Here is a 21,422-nt window from a genome sequence, read left to right on the forward strand (position 1 = left end):
CCGGTCCCTGGCTGGCGTGGGCAGTGCGGCACCGGGGGATCGCTACGATCTGGCGGTAAGCGAGTAGACTCAATTCCCGTGTTTTACTCCCAGGCTTTTCACAGGGCGGTATCAGTGCGTGCTGGTGCCGCCCTGCTGGCGTGCGCAGTCGGGGGTGCGGCGCTGACCGCCTGCTCCGCGGCACCGGAAGATAGCTCCACTGCCGAGTCGATGGCCTCCGCACCCGCCGCCACCCCGGCGCCGATTTCGCACGAGATGGGCGAGCCGCAGCTTGCCGCAGTCGATGACTCCGTGGGGCAGTTCCTCGCCGGGGACGATTCCAAGGCGATCACCTACTACCGCATCAGCACCGGCATGCACATGGGCTCGCCCACGGAGCACAAGCCGCGCTACGCGCTCAGCCTCATCAAGCTCTACATCGCCACCTACGTCATCGAGCACGGTACCTTCGAGGACAAATACTTGGCGCTGGACATGATTGCGGATTCCTCCGACGAGAGCGCGGGCACCCTGTTTGAGAAGTACCCCGACTCCATCGATGACATCGCGGAGGAATACGGGCTCACCTCCACCTCGGCGGGGAAGGATTGGGGCCATTCGAAGACGTCCACGTATGATGTCGTGCGGTTTATTGTGCAGCTCATGGAAAACGATCCCACCCACCCGGTGCTGGTGGCCATGGCCCACGCGGACGCGTACTCCGCGGACGGCTACCAGCAGAACTACGGCACCGCCACGCTGAGCGACGTCGTCGGCTCCAAGTGGGGTTGGTCCGATAGTAAGGACCGGCACTCCTCGGTCTCCTTTAGCGATGACTTCGTCGTCGCCGCCTCCATCGAGGGTTCCGCGAAGGATCTGACCAAGTATGTGCGCAAGCAAATTACTGGCAAGAACCTCATCAAGGGCAACAACCGCAACCGCGACGCGCTGGCGGATCCGGACGCCGTGGAGGCAAGCAGGGAGACTGCGCCAAGCGCTTCCGCGTCCTAACCCATCGCGTTGCGCACGGTGTTGATGACGTCCACCGCGCCGCGCACCTGCTCCGGGCTTACTGAGGAGCCGGCGATGGTAATACCCTCCGGGCCCACGCTGGAGCCGCGGCTGCTCACGTCCGGGAACGTGAGGTTGGGCAGGGCGGAGGTGTCCGGCAGCGCCGGGGCTGCGGGAGCAGAGGGAGCAGAGGGCGCTGCGGGGGCAGCAGCGCCGCGCGACCCCGGGGTCCACTGACCCCAGTCGCGCGCATAGACGGTGTTGATGTCACAGATGACGCCGTCGATGGTGGCCTGGCGCCCGCCCACCTGGTGAATCGCGGTGCGCGGGTGAATCTTTCCGCCGGATCCCCAGTCGTGCATCCAGTAGAAGGAGCCGATGCCGTCGGTCACGCACCAGTCGATGACGTTGTAGTTGCCGTAGACGCCCGTCTGGTAGCCGGCGGCGCGCAGCGCGGTGGAGAACGCCTGCAGGTAGGGGCGGACCTGGGTGGTGTACTGCGCGCGGGTGGGGTTGTCATCGATGGCGATGTAGATAGGACGCCCAGTCGGGCCGCCCGCCGCCTTGTGGAGGGCGATGGCCTGCGGCGCGTGGACGGCGGCGCCAGCAGCGCCGGTGAGCCAATCGGCGGTTTCTGCCCGGCCGAACTGATAGATGGAGGCGGTCTTCAACCCCGCCGCGGCGTTTGCCTTGGTCTCCGCCAGCGTCACCGGCTTGCCCGTCATCCAGTTCGCGCCGGGGCGGCGCTGAGACACGTAGCGGATGGCGCCGAGGTGCCCGGCGGCCTTGACGGCCTGGGCGGAAGGAACCCCCGCAGAGAAGTCAATGATGGTTCCGAGGGCGGGGCCAATGGCCAAGGCAGAGGGGGATTGGCTGCCCACGGCGCCAGCGGTCAGCGCCAGGGCGCCGGCTTTGATGAGGGAGCGGCGGGAAAATGACATGGTGTCTCCTGGTAGGGGCACGTGAAAGAGTTATCTGGAAACACTGTAGCCACAATGGTTTAAGATTGCACCACGAAAGAACTCCAGTAATGGTGCGCGCGGGGCGCACAGTAGGGATGAGGTGAACAGCGTGGCCGCAGAACTCAGGCTTCGTTTTGTCCAGGGGGACAGTGTCTTCCGGCTAGATAGCGCTCGGTTCAGCGATGCGCAGGTTGAACGGGTGCTCACGGACTACATCGAGAATCAGCGCCTGGGCTCTGAGTGGATTCTGGACAGCCGCCGAGAAGGCAACACTATCGTGGTGGAGCACCTCTTTCCCATCGATGAATTCGTGGAGAAGGCGGTGGCCCGGATGGACATCGATGAACACGACATCGACGCGCTGCCGCTGACCTATCCCATCGTGTGTGAGATCCGCTCGGGCTACCTGCGCATCCACAAGCCCCTGGCGGAGAAGTACGGCGCGCTGCTCTCTGACTTCGTCCGGGGATTGTGGAAAGTACTGCTGTTGGGGGACGAATGCTACCTGTGGGACCATGGCTATGCCCAGTGTGGGGGAGCGGGCCGGATTCCGCTCTACCCCTACTTGCTCCTCGAACCCGACGAGCCGCTCATCGGCTTCTACCGGGTAGACGTCAACATGGCGACCGAGGCCTGGCTTTTCATCACCCCGCAGGGCCTCATCGTGGACTACGACGATGACATTTTCGCCTTTAACAAGGTGGACATGCGCAACGCGACGATCCCCTCCGGTCTATTCAGCTTCAGCATGCTCAAGGCAGACGTGGTCGGGGCCTTTGGCGAGGGCCCGGTGAGGAAGGCGTTTAGCCCTAAGGACCTGGGCGAGCTGGATCAGGCCCGGGCCGATGTGCGCACCATGCTCTCCTCACCCCACCAGGGCCGGCCGCGCCGCATGTACGACACGAACCCGCTTCCCTGGATCGAGGTCGACGGCGAGGAGCTCGACTACATGGCGCAGGCGAACCTGGAGCGCTACCGCCGGCGCCGCATCGACGCCGGACGCAACCCCTTTGCTACCGGCGCGGGGCAGGGGAATGTGGTGCCCGGCCGGCTGGAAAATCCCTTCGCCGATTCGCGGGATACCCACCCCGGCAGGGACGACAACCCCTTCGCCTAAGCCTCCGTGGTGCGGAAGGACACGGTGGTGGGGTGCTCCACCGTGCGGGAGACCGTGCAGTCCTTTTCGTGGGAGATGCGCACCAGGCGTTCAACCATGGACTGCGCCTGGCGGCCGGCGTCGGTGTCGGGGAAGCGGAGGGAGAACTCCACGTCGACGTCGCTTAGCCTTGCGGCCCCGTCCTCGCTGACGCGGGTGCCGTCCACGTGGACGTCGAAAAGCTCTGGCTCCGCGCGCCGGGAGGTGACCACGTCGACGTCGACCGCAGAGCAGCCCGCCACCGCGGCGAGCAGCAGCTCCACCGGGCTGAGCAGTCCCTCGCCGGTCCCGAACTCCAGGCTGGCGCCCGCCGGATTGGTCGCGCGGTAATGGCCCGTGTCGACGCGGGTGACGTCAACCCCATATTTCTTCACAATGTCGCTCATGGCCGCCATCCTAACCGCGGCGCGACCGGCCAAGTCATTTAAAAGGAAATTCATATAGCGGCCACGTTGCCGCAAACTACGAATATTAATCTTCTCGTCGTCTCTCTCGAACTCACAGCTCACCTTCGTCTTGATTGGACACACTATGACTTCTCGCCGCCTCCTGAGCACCCTGGTCACCGCCTCGGTAGCAGGTACCCTCCTCATCGCGCCCGCCTCTGCAGAGCCCACGGAAGAACTCGGTTCGCGCTTTACTCTGGGCGTGCTGCCAGATACCCAGTTCTACTCCCGCTATTCCACGCCGGAGACCGGCAACCTGGCCCAGGCGCGCTACGGCAGCGAGCCCTACACCGCGCAGACTGAGTGGCTGGTGAAGAACCAGAAGGCGCTCAACATGGACTTCGCTACCCACCTCGGTGACGTTGTGGACCAGGCGGACGTGGATGGTGAGTGGAAGGTCGCCGACAAGGCCATGCAGGCGCTCGACGATTCGGACCTCAACTACTCCATCTTGCCGGGCAATCACGACATGATAGATGACAAGTCGGCACACCCGTACAACGACTACTTCAGCGCTGAGCGCGCCAAGGCCGCTAACCCGGAGACCTTCCAGGAGCGCCACACCGCGGTGAACAACGACTCTGAGTACCACATTTTTGAGGCTGAGGGCCAGAAATACCTGGTCCTGGCATTGGCGTGGCGCGCGGACGACGCGGCTCTGGACTGGGCCCAGGGCGTTCTCGACGCCCACCCGGACCTGCCGGTCATCCTCACTAGCCACGAGGTGCTTAATATCGACGGCGCTGGCGAGGTCTTCTACTCCGATGACTACGGCCAGGGCCTGTGGGACCGCTTCATCAAGCGCAACGACCAGATCTTCTTGACCATGGGCGGCCACCACCATGGCGCGGGCTACCGCGTGGACAAGAACGATGCTGGACACGATGTCGTAGGCATCCTGCAGGACTACCAGATGGCTTACCAGGGCGGCAACGGCCTGCTGGGTGTGCTCGAGTTCGACCTTTCCGGCAACGAACTGGAGATGACCGCCCTGTCCCCGTGGGTAGCTCAGAAGCCGGCCAAGGAGCTCACGCAGTTTGACAAGCTCATCCTGGACGGTAAGGGCGATAGCTACCACGTGCCGCTCAACTTCAAGGAGCGCTTCGCTGACTTTGCCCCGGAGTGGACCATCGGCGATGAAAATGACCCCGACCTGGGCCGGAAGGCCCGCGACATCGCTGAGGAAGGCTTCACCCCGTACACCATTCCGCAGGACCAGCTGCCGGAGGGCCCGAACGACTTCGTAAAGTCTGACAACACCGTCTTCCACTGGCGTCCGGGCCAGACCAAGAACAAGGACGGCAAGCAGCTTAGCGACGGCGACGTGGCCACCGAAGGCGCCATCATTCCGGATGCCTTCGGAGCCGACGGTGCTGGTGACCTCGTTCGCGAGGGTGGTCCTTCCAACACGGGTGAGCGCATCACCTACACCAAGGACCACCACCCACTGTCCTCCGACTCTGGTTCCCTCTACTGGTCCGACCCAGCTGGCAAGGCCGCGATGGCGGAGTTCCGGTCCAAGGAAGGCGCTGAGATCAACAAGGTCGATACCTCCGCGGGCTACACCTTCGAGTCCTTCGTGAAGATCCCGAAGGATTTCAACGGCTCTGAGCACGGCTGGGGAAGCGCGCTTTCCCGTGACTCCAGCATCGCTGAGCTTGTCGACGGCTCCGACGACACCGATCCCACCGTCATGTTCGGCATCTCCAACCTGCGTGAGCTGCGCTGGTGGGCGGAGCCGAAGGAAGGCGAAGGCTCGACCGTGTGGTCCCACGAGGTGCCCACCGATGAGTGGATGCACATCGCCGTAGTCAACAAGCCGGACTCCGACACCGTTGAGATGTTCATCAACGGTGCACCCATCCTGCGCAACGCCAAGGGCGCTGAGGGCTTGCTCCCGCGCGACCTGCAGTGGGTCATGGGCGCTGGCTTTGATAACCGCAAGCCGCAGGACCCGTGGTACGGCTGGATTGGTGAGACCCGCCTGACCCAGGGCGTTCTCGACTCCGACGAGTGGCTCACCGCCCGCCCTGCCGTGAAGGAAGAAGAGCCTTCCTCTTCCGCGACCACCTCCCCGGCTGAGACGACCACCACCGAGCCGAGCACGCCCGCTAAGCCGACCAACACGAAGGAGCCCTCCGCGAGCGACATCGGCCAGGCCTTCTTCGCCGGCTCCAGCCGCGGTGCGAAGATTATCCTCCCCATCGTCGCCGTTATCGCGGCCGTCGGCGGCGCCGCCTACGCCCTTATCCCGACCATCAACCGACTCTTCGGCCTCAACATCCCGCAGCCGAAGTTGCCGAAGATTCCGGGCCTGAACTAGCGCTCAGCCCACGTCCCCCGTCTCACATTGAGGCGGGGGATTTTTGCTGCACGGCACGATTTCGGCACCTATTTGTTAGGAATGTGGCTTGAGTGAATCGGCTTCGCAGTGTAGTCGAAGCTAATCCAGTTATGGACAAACCATTCTGGAATGAGTAGTATGAAAGTCATGGGACGGCCTCGTAAATTCAATGAAAAAGAAGTGCTCTCTGGCGCGATCACAATGTTTGGCAGGAGCGGATTCACTGCAGTGTCAGTGGACGTGGTGGTCAATCAACTGGGGCTTAACCGGTCCAGCTTCTACAACATTTATGGCTCAAAGCATGGGTTGTTCCGTGCTGCTGCGGAAGCGGTGTGCGCCCAAGCTAAGAACGGGCAAGTGTCGGACGCGGCAAAGGACTTCGTAGTGGTGGCACTGGTTGAGGTGGCGCCTGTCAGCAAGGATCTACGGGAACTAATCCAACAGGCCTATGAACTGTGCTTCAGTGACCCAAGCTCACTAGGGCAGCACGTGCTTGCCCGCTCTCAAAGAATCGAAAAATAAGGAGAACCATCATGAACAACAAACTCACTCTGACAGGCAAAGAGCTCGTCATCGAGCCGCTCGGGCTTGATAAGCTCTGGTCTTTGACCGGCAGCATCGCGGTTTCGTGGAACCACGTTCGTGGAGCTACTCATGACCCTGGAATGAAGCACGAGCCCAAAGGCCTTCGAGCACCGGGTCTGCGGGCCGGCCAAAAACTATCGGGCACGTTCCACTCTGACGGTGGACGCCAGTTCTGGAACATTAATGGTTATGAGAACGCTGTTGTCATCGAGCTTAAAGACGAACGCTTTGACCGGTTGATTGTGTCTCTCGAAAACCCGACTGAGTGCGCGGCTCGCATTAATGAGAAGGCTCAGGCGGAGTAAGGGCTGTTCTCATCGACTGGGCTGGTCGTTCTTTGTCGCGCATGCTCGGGGATAATCCGCACTTCGATGCAGGGGTGTTTACGCTCACGGTAAATGGTGGTTGAAACGGGAGAGTCCCACAGACTGAGTCTACGGCCAAGCCTTCATCGCAACTGCCATAACCAGATCTATGTGCCTGTTGCCGCAATAGTTATTGTCCAAAATGCGAAGGTGTTCCCAACTAACAACGCCGTGCAAGAACGTCTAGATGCGGCCTAATGCCATTCGTGCATCGAGAATGGACAGAAATTCCCTGAAAGCCAGCCGAGTCCAGCTGCTTGAGAAGCTCTACCTCTGACCAGTAATATGCCTCGGCAATTGCATGCTCGAAGGGGGCACCTTGCTCCCCTAAAACGCTCCGAGAAGAAGAGTGCCACCCGGTCTAAGGGTCCTTGCGAATTCAGTTAGAACCAGGCCCCAGTCATCTGGCCGCAAATGAATCAACGAGTACCAAGCAAGTATCCCCCCGAGACTGGAGGACTTAAGCGGGATCTCCGACAATTCGCCCAAAACGAAGTTGGTGGAGGGAAATCTATTTTTCGCAATTCCAATGAACTCTGAGACCATATCAAGCCCGACTACTTCACATTTCAAAGTCCGCAATAAGTCTGCCCAGTGTCCGGGCCCCGACCCCGCATCCAGCACCGGACCATTAACCGCCCTTCCCCACTCAGAGATGAGTAAGACGTCCTTAGGGCTCATGTCCTCAATTGATCCCAAGGCTTCGACGTATTCGGGAGCGCGCTTTGCATAAGCCTGCCTTACGATGTCGTACAACGTGCCTCCGTCAACTCCGTAAAGATTTCCAGTCATCTCGACCACTAGAGAGTCTAACTCAATTCCAAGAGTGTATTTTTGAGTAAACACATTCGGAAAAGAGAGAAAAGTAAGCGAACGAGCCCTGTGGCAGTCTGTTAACGATGTCGCGACCCATTGCAAGTGGGGGGTAATCGAACAATCCCTAGCCCAGCTACTCCACAACCGGCCCAGCTGGGCTTCCTCTCGACATTTCGAGTCTTCTTCACATTGCTGCTGCCCGAAATTGGATGGTTCCGTCAAGACAAGAGTTTCTTGATGCCTTCGGAGAGGATCTCTTGTGGGCTAATGTGGTGCGCCGCATGGAGGCGCGCATAAGTCGGGGCTTGTTCGGGGTTGATGGCAACACGCTTTTCGTCGGGCGCCATGGGAGCGGTCAGAGCGGCGCCAATCACTAGGTTTGATAACCGGTAGGCAGTTCCCAACGGGTCCGGGACTCCCTCTCGCTCGAGTAGGACGCACATACGCTCAGAGAGCACTAGGTAAGCAGGGCCTCTGGGGGCGCGCATGCCGATGACCTGACCAGCCCACCGGTGGGTCGTGAGGTGCGTGAAGAAAGCTTGCATCAGGGTGGGGAGGTCGGCGTTGCTGATCGACTCGGACATTGCGGGGTCATCTGCAAGCGCTGTATCGAGGGCGAGGTCGAATAGGTCGTCGACTGACTCCACGCGGGAGTACAAGCTAGCTGGGGCGACGCCCACCTGTTGCGCCACAGCTCTCATGGTGAGAGCCCTCAATCCACCTTCGTCCAACAGCCTTACCGATGCTCTCGCAACCTCCGCAATATCCACGGCGCGGAGACGCTGCACAGGCTTTCGATTTTCCCAGTAACTCACCACACCAGCCTAGCTAAACCTGCTTGAACCACCTATCCGAACTATGTTAGGTTTGGAACATGCTGGATGCCACCAACCTTCCGATCACTTTTGAGAACACTTGCCTGCGCCCTCTCTCCGAACTGGACGCAGATGCGTATGCAGCAGGCACCAAAGATGGAGCTGTGCGGCGCTTCGCTCACCTGCCTGAACCTGATTACACCCCCGAGTCCGTGCGACGGATGATCCGTGAAGAGGTTGCGACGGGCCTCTCGTCCGGCACGTTGGCAGTCCTTGCACTTGCCGACGCCGAGACCGACCAGTTCGTGGGCTCGATGGTTCTCTTTGATGTCAGCTCCGAAGCTGCTGAGGTCGGGTTCTGGATTCATCCCGGTGCGCGAGGGGAAGGACATGCCCGTCGGGGCTTGGAGCTGGCATCACGCTTCGCGTGCAACAGTGGACTTCGAACCTTGACGGCGCGCACGCTTCCGGAAAACAAGGCCTCCCAGCACTGCTTGGCGACGGCGGGATTCCGCGAGACCGGACGAGGCTTAGGGACCACGCCCGCAGGACAGCGGGAAGAGTTGGTCCATTACCAGCACGATCTCACTCCCACCGCCCAGTGACCGTTGACGACGGAGCGGCTTCAACTCCGACTGCATGAATCAGGTGATGTCACATGGCTTCACGATTTGCACTCACGTCCCGACGTTGCTCGTTACCTGTTGGACGAGCCATGGACTATGGGAGTCGCCCGTGACAAGTTGGCGGAGCGGCTAACAAAGACTGACCTCGATGGTGAGGCTGCTGCGCTCGCGTTGGTTATCGAACATGAAGGTATCGCGATCGGGGACGTCGCACTATGGCTCACAGATAAGGTGCACCGACAGGGCGAGATCGGGTGGGTGCTGAACCCAACGCACGGTGGACAAGGCTTCGCCAGTGAAGCCGTTCGCGCGGTACTTGCCCTCGGGTTTGATCATTACAATCTCCACCGCATTACCGCACAGATGGACGCCCGAAACAGTGCCTCCGCAGCACTTGCTAACCGCGTTGGGTTCCGGCTCGAAGCGCATCACGTCCAGGACTGGTTTAGCAAGGGTGAATGGACCGATACCCTCGTTTACGCGCGGCTTGCCTCCGAGAACATAAGCCAATGAATGGCGTCTGATTTGAAATGAGCAGCGGTTGGATGTCTTAGCGGGTAGCGATTCCTAGTCGCATTTTCGGCCACAGCTCTCTGATGGCAGTCCCTGCACAACGCAAAACGCCTCAAATTTTTGCAGGTAGAAGCGTTTGGTGTGTTGAGGGGTTGTTTGAACAGTCAAACCAGATTCTTCGAATTCGGGAGATTCGGATATTCACTCTCCCAGCCGATATGCCGGTCTCGGTTGAAGTTGATTCCTTAGTAGGATACCCGCCGATTCCCTACTTTGGCAGGGGACGAGTGTTAGGGGGCCGAATCGTGCTCTGACTAGGTATTACGCTTGGTGGTGGGGGAGACTTGATGATTGGGGTCGTACCAGAGGATTCGGAACACATCGCCCGTCCGGAATCCCCAGAGGCGCACCGTTCCCTGTATTCGGAACCGGTAAAGTGATTCCTCGTCGGAGTGTCCTAGTTCAATCAGCCGTTCCTGCGCGAGTTTATGAATCGAAGTAACGTCCTGGCGGTGGTGCATGCGATGTCCAGTACCCGACCCGGCGCTCCAGACCTCTTTCCATTTCTTCGCGGACATGTCCGATAGAAAATTTAGTAATTGTTTAGTTTCGGGAGGGGTTAAGTCCCAGCGACACCCCAACTTGTTGAATCCAGTGTCGACTGTCTGTGCCGTCCAACGAACGGGTCTATCCATAAAGTCGCCATCCGGGGATTGTTGGGATAGTGACTTTCTAGTTGGGGGAGCGGAGACAGGAGCCAGACGCTTCTTTCTGTTGTTTTCCTGTCTCTTGGCTTTCTTGCGATCTCTTTTCTTCATCTACAGCGGAACGGATTCTTCCGCCAACTTACCGCCGTAGAAGTCCTGGACAACGTCAAGGTCGATTGGGTTACTGCTTGCGGCACCCTCGGGAATGTCTTCACGGGCCTGCCGCCAAGGACGCTCACTATGAGTGAGGTCGCTTAGTTGCTGGCCGGATAGGTTGCCGTAGGCTTCGATTACAGCGTCGACGGTTTCTTTTTCGGAATCGGTGAGTCCTGCGGACATACCGATTCCCGATTCGGGTCCAACTGTGAACCTTCCGCTGTGTTCGCGGAAAAGGTCTCTGACAACCGGACCATTTGCCCAGGCTTCAATGCGTGAGTCGAAGAGTGGTATCTCGTCCCAAACCAGATTCCAGGCTTGGGAGTAGTAGACGAGTTTCTGAAGTTTCATAGTTGTAACCGGGGTCTTCATTTGCTCCAAGATGTACTGTGCAACGTCTAAAACTCGCGCCATGACTACTCCTTTCTCTGTTAGGAATCTAAAACCCATTATTCTCGCTGACGGCTCACTTCACATAATCCAACACGATTTAGAGGATTTGGATTCCTCATGTCCCCCTTTCCGGGGTTGTCTACTCCATCACATCTCGCACGACCTCGGCGTACTCGTGGTCAATGTCTAGGTCGAGTACTCGAATCTCGTCGATGGTGAGGTCGCCCTCGCTAACCGCAATACTAATGGGGACAATGTTCTCGATAGAGAAAACCATTTCTTGCAACTCCCGGTCGATGTGCTTCCGGGGCGCGATGAAATCGAAAGAGATGTGACTGACCAACCCGTCATTCTGGTCATTGGCCTTTATGCGAACCCCGGCGGGGAGTCGCTTGCCCGACGGGGTGGTGAGGGCGGCACCAGAAAACATCGGTTTAGCCCATGCTTCATAATCGGGAATCGTCAGCCAGTACCGCTCGGAGTTGAGCACGTCAATCTCGATGGTTGTAGTGCGGTATCGCGTCCGCATAGTAGCCTCCTGTAGGAAAATCGGGCCCCGAAAGTGCGGGTATTCGAGGTGAACGTCGTTCGTTCGGCGTCAGTATGACTCACGTTCCCGACACGTATCTCCCGATTGCGAACAAGAGTTCTAATTCGCCTACATCGCGCCGAACATTGTCAGCACGGCTCTTCCTGCGGCTCCAAGCGATGTCAAGACTGTTCCGGCGTCACTCGCGACGGATAACCCTCGGCGCAGCCCGTCCACAACTCGCGCCGGTTCCTTGCCTCCTTGGGTTTCTTCTTCAACTGCGTCAGCTATCTCGGTCAGACCGTCCTCGCGCAAAACGGTGACCAGATTTCGTACCTGCTCGGGCGTCACCTGCACAGTAATGGTCTGCTCGTTGTTGATACCCACCTGACCGCCGTGGACGTCGCCTGTCACGTTGACCGTGTTGGTAGTTGTCGATGAGCCACTCCGTGCGCGAAGATAGTCACCTACAGATTGGCCCGTGTAGACGAGTGCTTGTCCCTCACCGGTGAGTCCTCCCACGAATAGGGAGTGACCCGCGTCCGACATCATCGTTACTAACCCGGTATCCCGGAGCATAAAACCGGCTCTTTGCAGTTCCTTCGCGGTGAAATCGCAATAGCGAGCGAGTTCGCCGAATGTAGTAGAGATTTTTTCGTATTCCTGACCATCGAGGTAATTTAACAGCCAGTCCGCAGGGGCGAATCGGTTTGTGCTCGTATTCTGTGTCTCCTCTATACTTGTTGTGGTTTAAGGGTCGTTGGCCCGCAAGTATTGGCGCTTGAACTGCAAGCGGATAAGCGGCACCGAGGCTGCGTACCGGTTTGCGAGGTACTCCTTCGGGAAACCATCCAAGAAAAACAGTCGGGAGGTTGAGCACCTCCCGGCTGTGTCTCGGTCTCTCGATTAGGAGTAATCCGTCGCCACGTCCAACGAGTACACACCCACAGTACTACTCGCTCGGATTAATCAACCGAGCGCGCACCAGATCCCGAAACACCTGATCATCACCAGTTGCTACAGCAAGACCTAACTCGTTGAAACACGCATCAATACAGTCCAACAAGTAACCAGCTCGCTGTGCTGTCACCGGCACCGGGTCATCAGTGGTTCCCCTGCTTGCTGAAGGCTCTACTCCAAGATCAAGGGTGAGTTGATCTGCATCAATAAGACGCCGGGCCTGGACTTTAAGCTGCTCAACTTGATCAGGTGAGTGTCCTGATCCGACCTGTTGAAGCTTTTTCGACCCTCGATGCTCAGACCACACCACCTGAACCGCCGTCGCCCCGGAAGCGGTCTTGACAGTGCGAATGTATGGACTCACAAAATCAGACTACCGGCTACCCCCGCCGATACCCGCTTAGTGTCGAAAAAATAACCGCCACAACAGCAAAACTCCAGGCCACAATGTCAAGGGTGACCTTCATCACCTAACCGTGAGCCAAGTCAGGAAAAGGTTTACTACAACAAGAAAGACAACGAACTCAACCCCCAACGGGGCAACTAAAAACGAAAAATCTCGAGACACCGAGCGGAACGATGTCTCGAGACTTCACAGCGTGCCCCAGAGAAGATTCGAACTTCCGACACCGGCTTTAGGAGAGCCGTGCTCTATCCCCTGAGCTACTGGGGCAGGGGGTGCGTTGTGCACCTAGGTAAGACTAGCAGCCCTGCTTAGGGCGGCGGTAAACGCGTGGCCTTTGGTCGCGCTGGCTGCGGGGGCTTATTCGCCGGCCAGCTCCGCGTACTTGGCGCGGACTTCGCTAGCAGCGGGATTGGTGGCGTGGGTGCCGTCGGAGTAGAGGACGGTGGGCACGATGCGGTTGCCGTCGTTGACGGACTCGATCCAAGCGTTGATATCTTCGGTGCCTTCCGCTTCGGCGTCGACGAGCGCGTGCGGAGTCTCAGTGCGATTGAGGGCGGAAATCAGGCGTTGGCAGAACGGGCACCAGTCGGCGTAGAAGATGGTGACATGCTCCGAGGTTTCGGGAGCAGTGATGTTGCCAGACATTAAGCAGCAGCCTTTCTGTCGTAGGTGAGGAAACGGTATTTCATCGGCAGCTCGCTGGGCGGCTGCCCGGGGATGGTGAGGTGTCCGGACTGTGAGGTCAGCCAGTCGCTATCGGCAGACAAGCTGAACTCATCCGGTACGGAGGGGGCGTGCACGGCATCGTCGCCGTAGGCATCGCCGACCTGCACACCCATGAGGGTGAGCTCGATGGTATCGACGCGGTCGAGAGTGGAGTTGTAGAGTTGGCCGCCGCCGATAATCCAGGCGTCGCCAGGCGTGGCATCAAGCGCGGCGTCGAGGTTATCCACCACGGTGGCGCCCGCAGACCACGCGCCGGGCTCCCGGCTGGAGAGGACGATATTCTCCCGGCCCGGCAGCGGGCGGAACTTAGGATTGAGGGATTCCCACGTCTTGCGGCCCATGATGACGGGCGCGCCCATCGTGACTTCCTTGAAGTGCTTGAGATCCTCCGGCACGTGCCACGGCATGACCGAGCCGTCACCGATGATGCCGTCGAGGGACTGAGCCCAGATAGCGCCCAGCATTAGACGGACACCTGCGCCTTGATGGTGGGGTGGGGGTCGTAACCGATGACCTCAAAGTCATCGAAGTCATAGGAGAACATGTCCTTTGCCTTGTGGAGTTTAAGCTGCGGGTAGGCGCGGGGCTCGCGGGAGAGCTGCTCTTCGACCTGCTCGATGTGGTCGTTGTAGATGTGACAGTCGCCGCCGGTCCAGATGAGATCGCCCACCTTGAGGCCAGCCTGCTGGGCAAACATGTGGGTCAGCGCGGCATAAGAGGCCAGGTTGAAGGGCACACCCAGGAACATATCGGCGGAGCGCTGGTAGACCTGCATGGACAGCGTGCCATCGGCCACGTAAAGCTGGAAGAGCAGGTGGCACGGCATAAGCGCCATCTTGTCCAGCTCGGAGACGTTCCATGCAGAGACTAAGTTGCGGCGCGAATCCGGGTTGTTCTTGAGCGTGTCGAGCGCGACCTGGATCTGGTCGATGTGCTGGCCGTCCGGCGTGGGCCACGAGCGCCACTGCACGCCGTAGACGGGTCCCAGCTCGCCGTTCTCATCGGCCCACTCGTTCCAGATCCGGACCTTGTTCTCCTGCAACCACTTAACGTTGGATTCGCCGCGCAGGAACCACAGCAGCTCACCAATGACGCCGTGAAAGTAGACCTTCTTGGTGGTCAGCAGCGGAAAAGACTCCGCCAGGTTGTAGCGCAGCTGCGCGCCGAACAGTGAGCGCGTGCCGGTGCCGGTGCGGTCGCCCTTGGGCGTGCCTTCTTCGAGGACACGACGCAAAAGGTCCTCGTACGGAGTCTCAATCATGCTCGCCATGATAGCGAGGATGCGCGTGCATCACGCGCGCGGGGGCTTAGTAGCCGCCGTTGGCCTCCGCGTAAGCCGCGGCGTGCTCCAGGATGTCGTCCGCCAGCTCGGGGCGGCAGACCAGCAGGTCCGGGATGAAGGTGTCCTCGTTGTTGAACTTGACGGGGGAGCCATCCAGACGCGAGCAGTGGAGGCCCGCAGCCAGGGCAACGCCCACCGGGGCGGCCTGGTCCCACTCGTACTGGCCGCCGGCGTGAATGTAGCCGTCGTAGTCACCGAGGAGAACGTGCATGGCCTTAGCACCCGCGGAGCCCACGCCCACGGTCTCGTAGCCCATCTCTTCCGCGATGTAGCTGGCCACCTTCGGCGGGCGGTTGCGGGAGACCACGAACTTTTTGGACAGCGGGCCGGCCACCGCGCGGACATCGGAAGACTTGAAGGTCACGCCCAGATCCGGCATGCCCACCGCGGCGTGGATGGGGGTGCCGTTTTCCACGAGGGCGATGTGCACGGCCCAGTCCTGGCGGCCGGTGGCGAATTCCTTGGTGCCGTCGAGCGGGTCAATGATCCACACGCGCTCCTTCTTCAGGCGGCTCAGGTCATCGGCGGCCTCCTCCGACAGGACGCCGTCCTGCGGGCGGTGCTGCTCTAGCACGCGGGAAATCCATTCCTGGGCGGCCTCATCGCCGGCATCACCCAGTGCGAGACCGCGCAACAGACCACCGTTGCGCACGCCTTTGAGGATCTCGCCGCAGCCCACGGCGATGGAGTTAGTCAGACGGGAATCAGAAATCTCAACGGTCATGCTGTCCAGATTACCGCGCGCGTTAGAGTAGGGCATGTCTAAAAACGTTCTGGCTAAGTTCCGCCCGCAGGTGGCCGGGTGGTTCGAGGACGTTTTCGCCGGACCTACCCCCGTTCAGGAGCACGCGTGGGACGCCATCTCCGGAGGTGCGAACGCTCTCGTCGTGGCGCCGACTGGTTCCGGTAAGACGCTCGCGGCCTTCCTCTGGGCGCTCAATTCCTTGGTGGAACGTGAAGGCCAGACGGCGCTGCCGCTGAGCAATGAACCATCACGTGAAGGTGCTCACGACGGCGTGCGCGTGCTCTACATTTCCCCGCTCAAGGCACTCGGCGTGGACGTGGAGAACAATCTGCGCGCCCCGCTTACCGGCATCGCGCGCACCGCCGAACGGCTGGGCCTGGACGTGCCGGATATCACCGTGGGCGTGCGCTCCGGGGATACCCCGCAGGCAGAACGCTCCCGTCAGGTGCGCAAGCCGCCGGACATCCTCATCACCACCCCGGAATCGGCCTACCTCATGCTCACCTCCAAGGCGGCGGGGATCCTCAAGACCGTGGACACGGTCATCATCGATGAGATCCACGCGCTCGCCGGTACCAAGCGCGGCGTGCACTTGGCGCTGACCCTGGAGCGCCTGGGGCAGCTTGCCGGCGAGTTCCAGCGCATCGGCTTGTCTGCCACCGTGCGGCCGCTGAGTGCTGTGGCCAATTTCTTAGGCGGCGATCGCCCAGTGGATATCATTGCCCCGCCGGCGAAGAAGCGCTGGCAGCTCGACGTCCACGTGCCGGTGGAGGACATGTCGGACCTGCCCACCCCGGAGCAGGGCTCCCCCATCGGGGAGGCTACTGTCAGCGATCCCTTAGGCATCACGCAAGGCCCCCAAGACGCGTTGCACATGCAGGGCGGGGCAGGGGAGCCCGCCCTGCCCGCGGCGAAGTCCATCTGGCCCTTCATCGAGGAAGAGCTCTACGCCGAAATCATGGGGCACCGCTCCACCCTCGTCTTCGTCAACTCACGGCGCACCGCGGAACGACTGACCAGCCGGCTCAACGAGCTCTACGCCCAGGAGCACGACCCGGAGTCCCTAAGCCCCGCCACCCGGCGCGACCCAGCCCAGCTGATGAAGCAGGTCGACGTCGCCGGCAAGGCCCCGGCCGTCATTGCCCGCGCGCACCACGGCTCGGTGTCCAAAGACGAGCGCGCGCTCACGGAAACCATGCTCAAGGAGGGCACGCTGAAGGCTGTGGTGGCCACCAGCTCCCTGGAGCTCGGCATCGACATGGGCGCGGTAGAGCTGGTGGTGCAGGTGGAGTCGCCGCCCTCGGTGGCCTCGGGCCTGCAGCGCGTGGGCCGCGCCGGGCACTCCGTCGGCGCGGTCTCGCACGGCTCCTTCTACCCCAAGCACCGCGCGGACCTGGTGCAGTCGGCGCTGACCGTGGCGCGGATGGAAGACGGCCTCATCGAAGAGATGCACTCCCCGCGCAACCCGCTCGATGTGTTGGCGCAGCAGACGGTGGCGGCGGTGGCGGCGGCGGGCGAGGAGGGCCTGCTTGCCGACGACTGGTATGCCCTCATCCGCCGCGCCTGGCCCTACCGCGACTTGGCGCGCGAGGTCTTCGACTCCGTGCTGGACCTGGTTAGCGGCGTGTATCCCTCGACAGACTTTGCGGAGCTCAAACCCCGCGTGGTCTATGACCGCGCCACCGGTGTGCTGACCCCGCGCCCGGGCGCGCAACGCGTGGCCGTGACCAACGGCGGCACCATCCCGGACCGCGGCATGTTCGGCGTCTTCCTGGTGGGAACTGGGGAAGGCGGTTCCGCGCCTCGCCGCGTGGGCGAGCTGGATGAGGAGATGGTGTATGAGTCCCGCGTGGGCGATATCTTCACCCTCGGGGCGACGAGCTGGCGCGTGGAGGAGATCACGCGCGACCAGGTGCTGGTCACTCCCGCGCCGGGGCACACGGGGCGTTTGCCGTTTTGGAACGGCGACCAGGCGGGGCGGCCCTATGAGCTGGGAAAGGCGTTGGGGGCGTTTCGTCGAGAAGCATATGCGGATCCGTCCGTCGTGCGCGACGCCGACGAGCTCGCCCGCCGCAACATCGCGGCCTACCTCCAGGAGCAGGACGACGCCACGGGGCTCATCCCGGATGAGAAGACGCTGTTGCTGGAGCGCTTCACGGACGAGTTGGGGGATTGGCGCGTGCTGCTGCATACCCCGTTTGGCCGGCCGGTGAACGCGGCGTGGGCGCTGGCGGTGGGCCAGCGCGTGGCGGAGCGCACCGGCATGGACGCGCAGGCCGTGGCGGGCGATGACGGCATCGTGCTGCGCCTGCCGCAGGGCGAGGTGGACCCGGACGCCGCGCTGTTTTCCTTCGACGCCGATGAGATCGCGGACATCGTCACCGAGCAGGTGGGCAACTCCGCGCTGTTCGCGTCCCGGTTTAGGGAGTGCGCGGCGCGAGCGCTGCTTCTGCCGCGGCGCAATCCGGGCAAGCGCGCGCCCTTGTGGCAGCAGCGCCAGCGCGCGGAGCAGCTTCTCGACGTCGCCCGGAACTACCCCTCTTTCCCCATCATCCTGGAGACCGTGCGTGAGTGCGTGCAAGACGTCTACGACCTGCCGGCGCTCACGGAGGTCATGCGGGAGTTGGCGCACCGCCGCATTCGCATCGCGGAGGTCACCACGGAGCAGCCCTCGCCCTTTGCGTCCTCGCTGCTGTTCAACTACACCGGCGCGTTCATGTACGAGGGCGACTCGCCCCTGGCGGAAAAACGCGCGGCGGCCCTGGCGTTGGACCCGGCGCTGCTGGCGAAGCTCTTGGGCACGGTGGAGCTGCGCGAGCTTCTCGACGCCGAAATTATCGCCGAAGTCCACGCCCAGCTCCAGCGCACCACCCCGGAGCGCCAAGCGCGCACCACTGAGGAGGTCGCGGACCTGCTGCGTGTGCTGGGTCCGATTCCCGTCGACGAGCTGGGCGCGCACGCCACGGTGCCGCTGAGCGCACTCGATGCGCTGGGCGCGCGGATTATGCGGGTGCGCATCAACGGCCGCGAGCACGTGGCGCAGGCGCTCGATGCGCCGCTGCTTCGCGACGGCCTAGGTATCCCCGTTCCGCCCGGCATCCCGGCCCAGCAGGCCACGGTGACCGACGCGGTGGATCAGTTGGTCAGCCGCTGGGCGCGCACGCGCGGGCCGTTCATCGCGCGCGATGTGCAGGAAGCCTTTGGCCTGTCTGCTGCCGTGGCGCACTCGACGCTGAACGGCCTGAACTCGATTGTGGCCGGGCACTACCGGCAGGGCGTGGAGGAGCAGGAATACTGCGCGGCGGAGGTGCTCAAGGTGATTCGCTCGCGCTCGCTGGCGGCGGCCCGGGCGGCCACGCAGCCGGTCTCGCCCGCGGCGTTCGGGCGCTTCCTGCCGGATTGGCAGCAGGTGGCGGCCGTGGGCCGGCGCCCGGTGTTGCGCGGGGTGGATGGCGTCTTTGCTGTCATTGAGCAGCTGGCGGGCGTGCGTCTGCCGGCCTCGGCCTGGGAGAGTCTCATCCTGCCTGCGCGCGTAGGGGATTATTCGCCGACGATGCTCGATGAGCTCACCGCCAGCGGCGAGGTCCTCATTGTGGGCGCCGGTAAGGCGGCCTCCAACGACCCGTGGATCATGCTGCTACCTGTGGACTATGCCGCGCAGCTGGCCCCGCAGGTCTCGGCAGAAGATGCCGGCCTGTCCATGTTGCAAACCCAGCTGCTGGAAGCATTAAGCGGTGGCGGTAGCTACCTCCTGAGCGATATCCAGCCACAGCTCAGCGGAACCGCCGAGGAGGTCCGCGAGGCTCTCTGGGGCCTGGTCGAAACTGGCCTGGTCAGCCCCGATTCCTTCGCGCCCATCCGCGCGCACCTCGCCGCCGGCGGGCGCGCCGGGCGTGCCGCGCACCGTGCGAAGCGGCGTCCTACCCGCTCCCGCCTGCGCATGGGGCGCACCTCCTTTGCCCAGTCCCAGAACGCCGCGGCCACGCAGACCGCCCCGGACGTGGCGGGCCGCTGGTCGCTATCCGTTCCCGCCGCCACGGACGCGACCTCGCGATCCATCGCGCACGGCGAGGCCTGGCTGGACCGCTACGGCGTGCTCACCCGCGGCTCCGTCGTGGCCGAGGACGTCCTCGGCGGCTTCGCCCTGGCCTACAAGGTCCTCTCAGGCTTCGAGGAATCCGGCAAATCTATGCGCGGCTACGTCATCGAGGGCTTAGGCGCCGCGCAGTTCTCCACGCCTGCGGTCATCGACCGACTGCGCGGGTTGGCGGATTCGCCGGACGTGACCGGCTGGCCGTCCGGCACCCGCGAGCCGCAGGCCTACGTTCTGGCCGCCACGGATCCCGCGAACCCGTACGGCGCGGCGCTGCCGTGGCCGCCTTCCGACGCCGCCGATTCCGCCGCCCGGCCCACCCGCGCCGCCGGTGCTTTGGTCGTGCTCATGGATGGACTGCCGGTGGCGCATCTGACCAGGGGAGGGAAAACACTCACGACGTTCCTGACCGCACTACCCGAAGGCATCGAGCGTGCCGAGGTCCTCACCGCGATCCTCACGGGCCTGAACGAACTCGTGGCTTCCGGCCGGCTCAGCAAGTTGGTCATCGAGAAGGCCAATGGCCGGTCCATCTTCGACGGCGACCTCGCCGAGGAGCTGCGGGCCCTGGGCGCTGCGCTGACCCCGAAGGGCGTGCGCATCACCGGCTCGGCTGAACCCGCCCGACCGGCCCGCCACGGCGGGCGACGCGCCGCCGACGCGATGGAGGAGCTCTCCTTCGACGACCCCGCCGAACCCGATGATCCGCCTCCCGCGCCCGGCAGCCCCGGTGGGTTCCGCCCGCGCCGCCGCCGGCGCTGAATGAGTTTAAGAACACCCTGCAGCTGCTCGGCGTGAAAAAGATTGAAGACCTCTCGCGCGAGCACGTCGTGACCCCTGGGAGCCAGGGGCGCTGGCATTCGGCGCGGGAAGGACGGCACCGGTAGAGTAGGCACCCGTTTGGTGAGGAGGTTCTACTGTGCCAGAGGGCGATTCCGTCCTGCAGCTGTCGAAGCGGCTGCAGTTCATGGAGGGCCGGCGCGTAACGCGTTCCTCGCTGCGCGTGCCGCGCTATGCCACCGTGCGTTTCGACGGGCTGGTGTGTGAGGAGGTTTGGCCCTATGGCAAGCACCTCTTCATGGACTTCGGCGGCAAGCTCATCCTGCATACTCACCTCAAGATGGAGGGCGAGTGGGCCATCCACTACGCCGGGGACCGCTGGCGCAAGCCGGGGCATAGCGCGCGAGTGGTGCTGCAGGTGGAGAACTCCCCGCGCGATATCGAGCTGGTGGGGCACTGGCTAGGGCACGTGGGAGTGTTTCCCGCGCGCGAGTTTGAGCAGCGCATGGCACACCTTGGCCCGGACATCCTCGCACCAGAATGGGAAGAAGGCGGCTTCGAGGAGGCCGCGCGCCGCATCGAATCGCGCCCCGAACGCAGCATCGGCGCGGCCCTTTTGGACCAGCGCAACGTGGCCGGCTTGGGCAACGAATACAGGGCCGAGATCTGCTTCCTGGCCGGCGTTCATCCAGCAACGCCTGTAGCGCTTGTCGACGTCCCCCAGATCCTCACCATCTCCCGTCGCCTCATCTGGGCCAACCGCGACTCCCCGGTCCGCGTGACCACCGGTGTGAAGAGGGCGGGGGAGACCACCTACGTCTTTGGCCGCAACCGTCAGCGCTGCCGACGCTGCGGCACGCTCATTGAGAAGTCCACGCTGGGCGGCGTGGACGCCGGCGGCGACGACGGTGAGCTGGAGCGCGTCATCTGGTGGTGCCCGCACTGCCAGCCGCGCAGCTAGGCTGGG

Annotated in this window: 22 protein-coding genes and 1 tRNA gene; 9 read left to right on the forward strand and 14 right to left on the reverse strand. The window is 62.3% G+C overall.

What is annotated here, in order from left to right:
* Positions 1–78 precede the first annotated feature (78 nt).
* On the forward strand, positions 79–990 hold the full coding sequence (locus tag ACKFR8_RS00240) for a hypothetical protein (RefSeq protein WP_408930253.1): 912 nt from the start codon (positions 79–81) through the stop codon (positions 988–990).
* Here the strand turns inward: ACKFR8_RS00240 and ACKFR8_RS00245 are convergent.
* Positions 987–1,931: a DUF1906 domain-containing protein gene (locus tag ACKFR8_RS00245; protein WP_408930254.1), complete on the reverse strand. Its 945-nt coding sequence runs from the start codon at positions 1,929–1,931 to the stop codon at positions 987–989. The genes ACKFR8_RS00240 and ACKFR8_RS00245 overlap by 4 nt on opposite strands.
* A 220-nt stretch (positions 1,932–2,151) precedes the next feature.
* Here ACKFR8_RS00245 and ACKFR8_RS00250 point away from each other — a divergent pair, with 220 nt between their 5' ends.
* On the forward strand, positions 2,152–3,069 hold the full coding sequence (locus tag ACKFR8_RS00250; RefSeq protein WP_408930255.1) for a hypothetical protein: 918 nt from the start codon (positions 2,152–2,154) through the stop codon (positions 3,067–3,069).
* Here ACKFR8_RS00250 and ACKFR8_RS00255 read toward each other — a convergent pair.
* Positions 3,066–3,494 (reverse strand): OsmC family protein, encoded by a 429-nt coding sequence (locus ACKFR8_RS00255; RefSeq protein WP_296134508.1) that lies wholly within the window; start codon positions 3,492–3,494, stop codon positions 3,066–3,068. The two genes, ACKFR8_RS00250 and ACKFR8_RS00255, sit on opposite strands and share 4 nt — an antisense overlap.
* Positions 3,495–3,639: 145 nt before the next feature.
* On the opposite strand from ACKFR8_RS00255, the gene ACKFR8_RS00260 reads away from it, so the two are divergent.
* From ACKFR8_RS00260 to ACKFR8_RS00270, 3 genes are all read left to right on the forward strand, one after another.
* Positions 3,640–5,877 (forward strand): LamG-like jellyroll fold domain-containing protein, encoded by a 2,238-nt coding sequence (locus tag ACKFR8_RS00260; protein ID WP_408930256.1) that lies wholly within the window; start codon positions 3,640–3,642, stop codon positions 5,875–5,877.
* Between the two features lie 159 nt (positions 5,878–6,036).
* Entirely contained in the window at positions 6,037–6,420 is a 384-nt protein-coding gene (locus ACKFR8_RS00265) for a TetR/AcrR family transcriptional regulator (RefSeq protein ID WP_408930257.1), read from the forward strand.
* An 11-nt stretch (positions 6,421–6,431) separates the two neighbouring features.
* Complete coding sequence (locus ACKFR8_RS00270; RefSeq protein WP_308606853.1) at positions 6,432–6,788, forward strand: hypothetical protein; 357 nt, start codon at positions 6,432–6,434, stop codon at positions 6,786–6,788.
* A gap of 387 nt (positions 6,789–7,175) precedes the next feature.
* On the opposite strand, the gene ACKFR8_RS00275 is transcribed toward ACKFR8_RS00270, so the two are convergent.
* Both ACKFR8_RS00275 and ACKFR8_RS00280 read right to left on the reverse strand, forming a co-directional pair.
* A complete protein-coding gene (locus ACKFR8_RS00275) occupies positions 7,176–7,640 on the reverse strand; it encodes a class I SAM-dependent methyltransferase (protein WP_408930258.1) in 465 nt (154 codons plus the stop codon).
* A 242-nt stretch (positions 7,641–7,882) separates the two neighbouring features.
* Positions 7,883–8,482, reverse strand: a complete 600-nt coding sequence (locus tag ACKFR8_RS00280) for a TetR/AcrR family transcriptional regulator (RefSeq protein ID WP_408930259.1) — start codon at positions 8,480–8,482, stop codon at positions 7,883–7,885.
* A gap of 56 nt (positions 8,483–8,538) precedes the next feature.
* On the opposite strand from ACKFR8_RS00280, the gene ACKFR8_RS00285 reads away from it, so the two are divergent.
* Both ACKFR8_RS00285 and ACKFR8_RS00290 read left to right on the forward strand, forming a co-directional pair.
* Positions 8,539–9,084: a GNAT family N-acetyltransferase gene (locus ACKFR8_RS00285; RefSeq protein ID WP_408930260.1), complete on the forward strand. Its 546-nt coding sequence runs from the start codon at positions 8,539–8,541 to the stop codon at positions 9,082–9,084.
* 3 nt (positions 9,085–9,087) lie between these two features.
* Positions 9,088–9,618: a GNAT family N-acetyltransferase gene (locus ACKFR8_RS00290; RefSeq protein ID WP_408930261.1), complete on the forward strand. Its 531-nt coding sequence runs from the start codon at positions 9,088–9,090 to the stop codon at positions 9,616–9,618.
* A 314-nt stretch (positions 9,619–9,932) separates the two neighbouring features.
* On the opposite strand, the gene ACKFR8_RS00295 is transcribed toward ACKFR8_RS00290, so the two are convergent.
* The 10 genes from ACKFR8_RS00295 to ACKFR8_RS00340 form a co-directional block, all read right to left on the reverse strand.
* A complete protein-coding gene (locus ACKFR8_RS00295) occupies positions 9,933–10,196 on the reverse strand; it encodes a hypothetical protein (protein ID WP_408930262.1) in 264 nt (87 codons plus the stop codon).
* A gap of 240 nt (positions 10,197–10,436) precedes the next feature.
* Positions 10,437–10,895, reverse strand: coding sequence for a Panacea domain-containing protein (locus tag ACKFR8_RS00300; protein WP_201828541.1), 459 nt, complete (start codon positions 10,893–10,895; stop codon positions 10,437–10,439).
* Between the two features lie 118 nt (positions 10,896–11,013).
* Positions 11,014–11,364 carry a hypothetical protein gene (locus tag ACKFR8_RS00305; protein ID WP_408930263.1) on the reverse strand — a complete coding sequence of 117 codons (351 nt, stop codon included), beginning with the start codon at positions 11,362–11,364 and terminating at the stop codon, positions 11,014–11,016.
* A gap of 168 nt (positions 11,365–11,532) precedes the next feature.
* The gene (locus ACKFR8_RS00310) at positions 11,533–11,817 is read right to left on the reverse strand and encodes a hypothetical protein (RefSeq protein ID WP_408930264.1); all 285 of its coding nucleotides are present in this window, start codon (positions 11,815–11,817) and stop codon (positions 11,533–11,535) included.
* Between the two features lie 538 nt (positions 11,818–12,355).
* The gene (locus ACKFR8_RS00315; RefSeq protein WP_408930265.1) at positions 12,356–12,727 is read right to left on the reverse strand and encodes a hypothetical protein; all 372 of its coding nucleotides are present in this window, start codon (positions 12,725–12,727) and stop codon (positions 12,356–12,358) included.
* 236 nt (positions 12,728–12,963) lie between these two features.
* Positions 12,964–13,036 (reverse strand) — tRNA-Arg (locus ACKFR8_RS00320).
* 90 nt (positions 13,037–13,126) lie between these two features.
* Complete coding sequence (locus tag ACKFR8_RS00325) at positions 13,127–13,414, reverse strand: glutaredoxin domain-containing protein (protein ID WP_408930266.1); 288 nt, start codon at positions 13,412–13,414, stop codon at positions 13,127–13,129.
* Complete coding sequence (locus ACKFR8_RS00330; protein WP_408930267.1) at positions 13,414–13,959, reverse strand: dihydrofolate reductase; 546 nt, start codon at positions 13,957–13,959, stop codon at positions 13,414–13,416. Before ACKFR8_RS00330 ends, ACKFR8_RS00325 begins: the two co-directional genes overlap by 1 nt.
* Positions 13,959–14,765 (reverse strand): thymidylate synthase, encoded by an 807-nt coding sequence (locus ACKFR8_RS00335; RefSeq protein ID WP_408930268.1) that lies wholly within the window; start codon positions 14,763–14,765, stop codon positions 13,959–13,961. Before ACKFR8_RS00335 ends, ACKFR8_RS00330 begins: the two co-directional genes overlap by 1 nt.
* Positions 14,766–14,802: 37 nt before the next feature.
* Positions 14,803–15,561, reverse strand: coding sequence for a 3'(2'),5'-bisphosphate nucleotidase CysQ (locus tag ACKFR8_RS00340; protein WP_408930269.1), 759 nt, complete (start codon positions 15,559–15,561; stop codon positions 14,803–14,805).
* Positions 15,562–15,595: 34 nt separating this feature from the next.
* Between ACKFR8_RS00340 and ACKFR8_RS00345 the strand changes: the two genes are divergently transcribed.
* A complete protein-coding gene (locus ACKFR8_RS00345) occupies positions 15,596–20,437 on the forward strand; it encodes an ATP-dependent helicase (protein WP_408930270.1) in 4,842 nt (1,613 codons plus the stop codon).
* Positions 20,438–20,594: 157 nt separating this feature from the next.
* Positions 20,595–21,416, forward strand: a complete 822-nt coding sequence (locus ACKFR8_RS00350) for a DNA-formamidopyrimidine glycosylase family protein (RefSeq protein ID WP_408930271.1) — start codon at positions 20,595–20,597, stop codon at positions 21,414–21,416.
* The last annotated feature ends 6 nt before the right edge of the window (positions 21,417–21,422 follow it).

Origin of the sequence: Corynebacterium axilliensis (assembly GCF_046097495.1) — a bacterium.
Lineage (GTDB): Bacteria > Actinomycetota > Actinomycetes > Mycobacteriales > Mycobacteriaceae > Corynebacterium.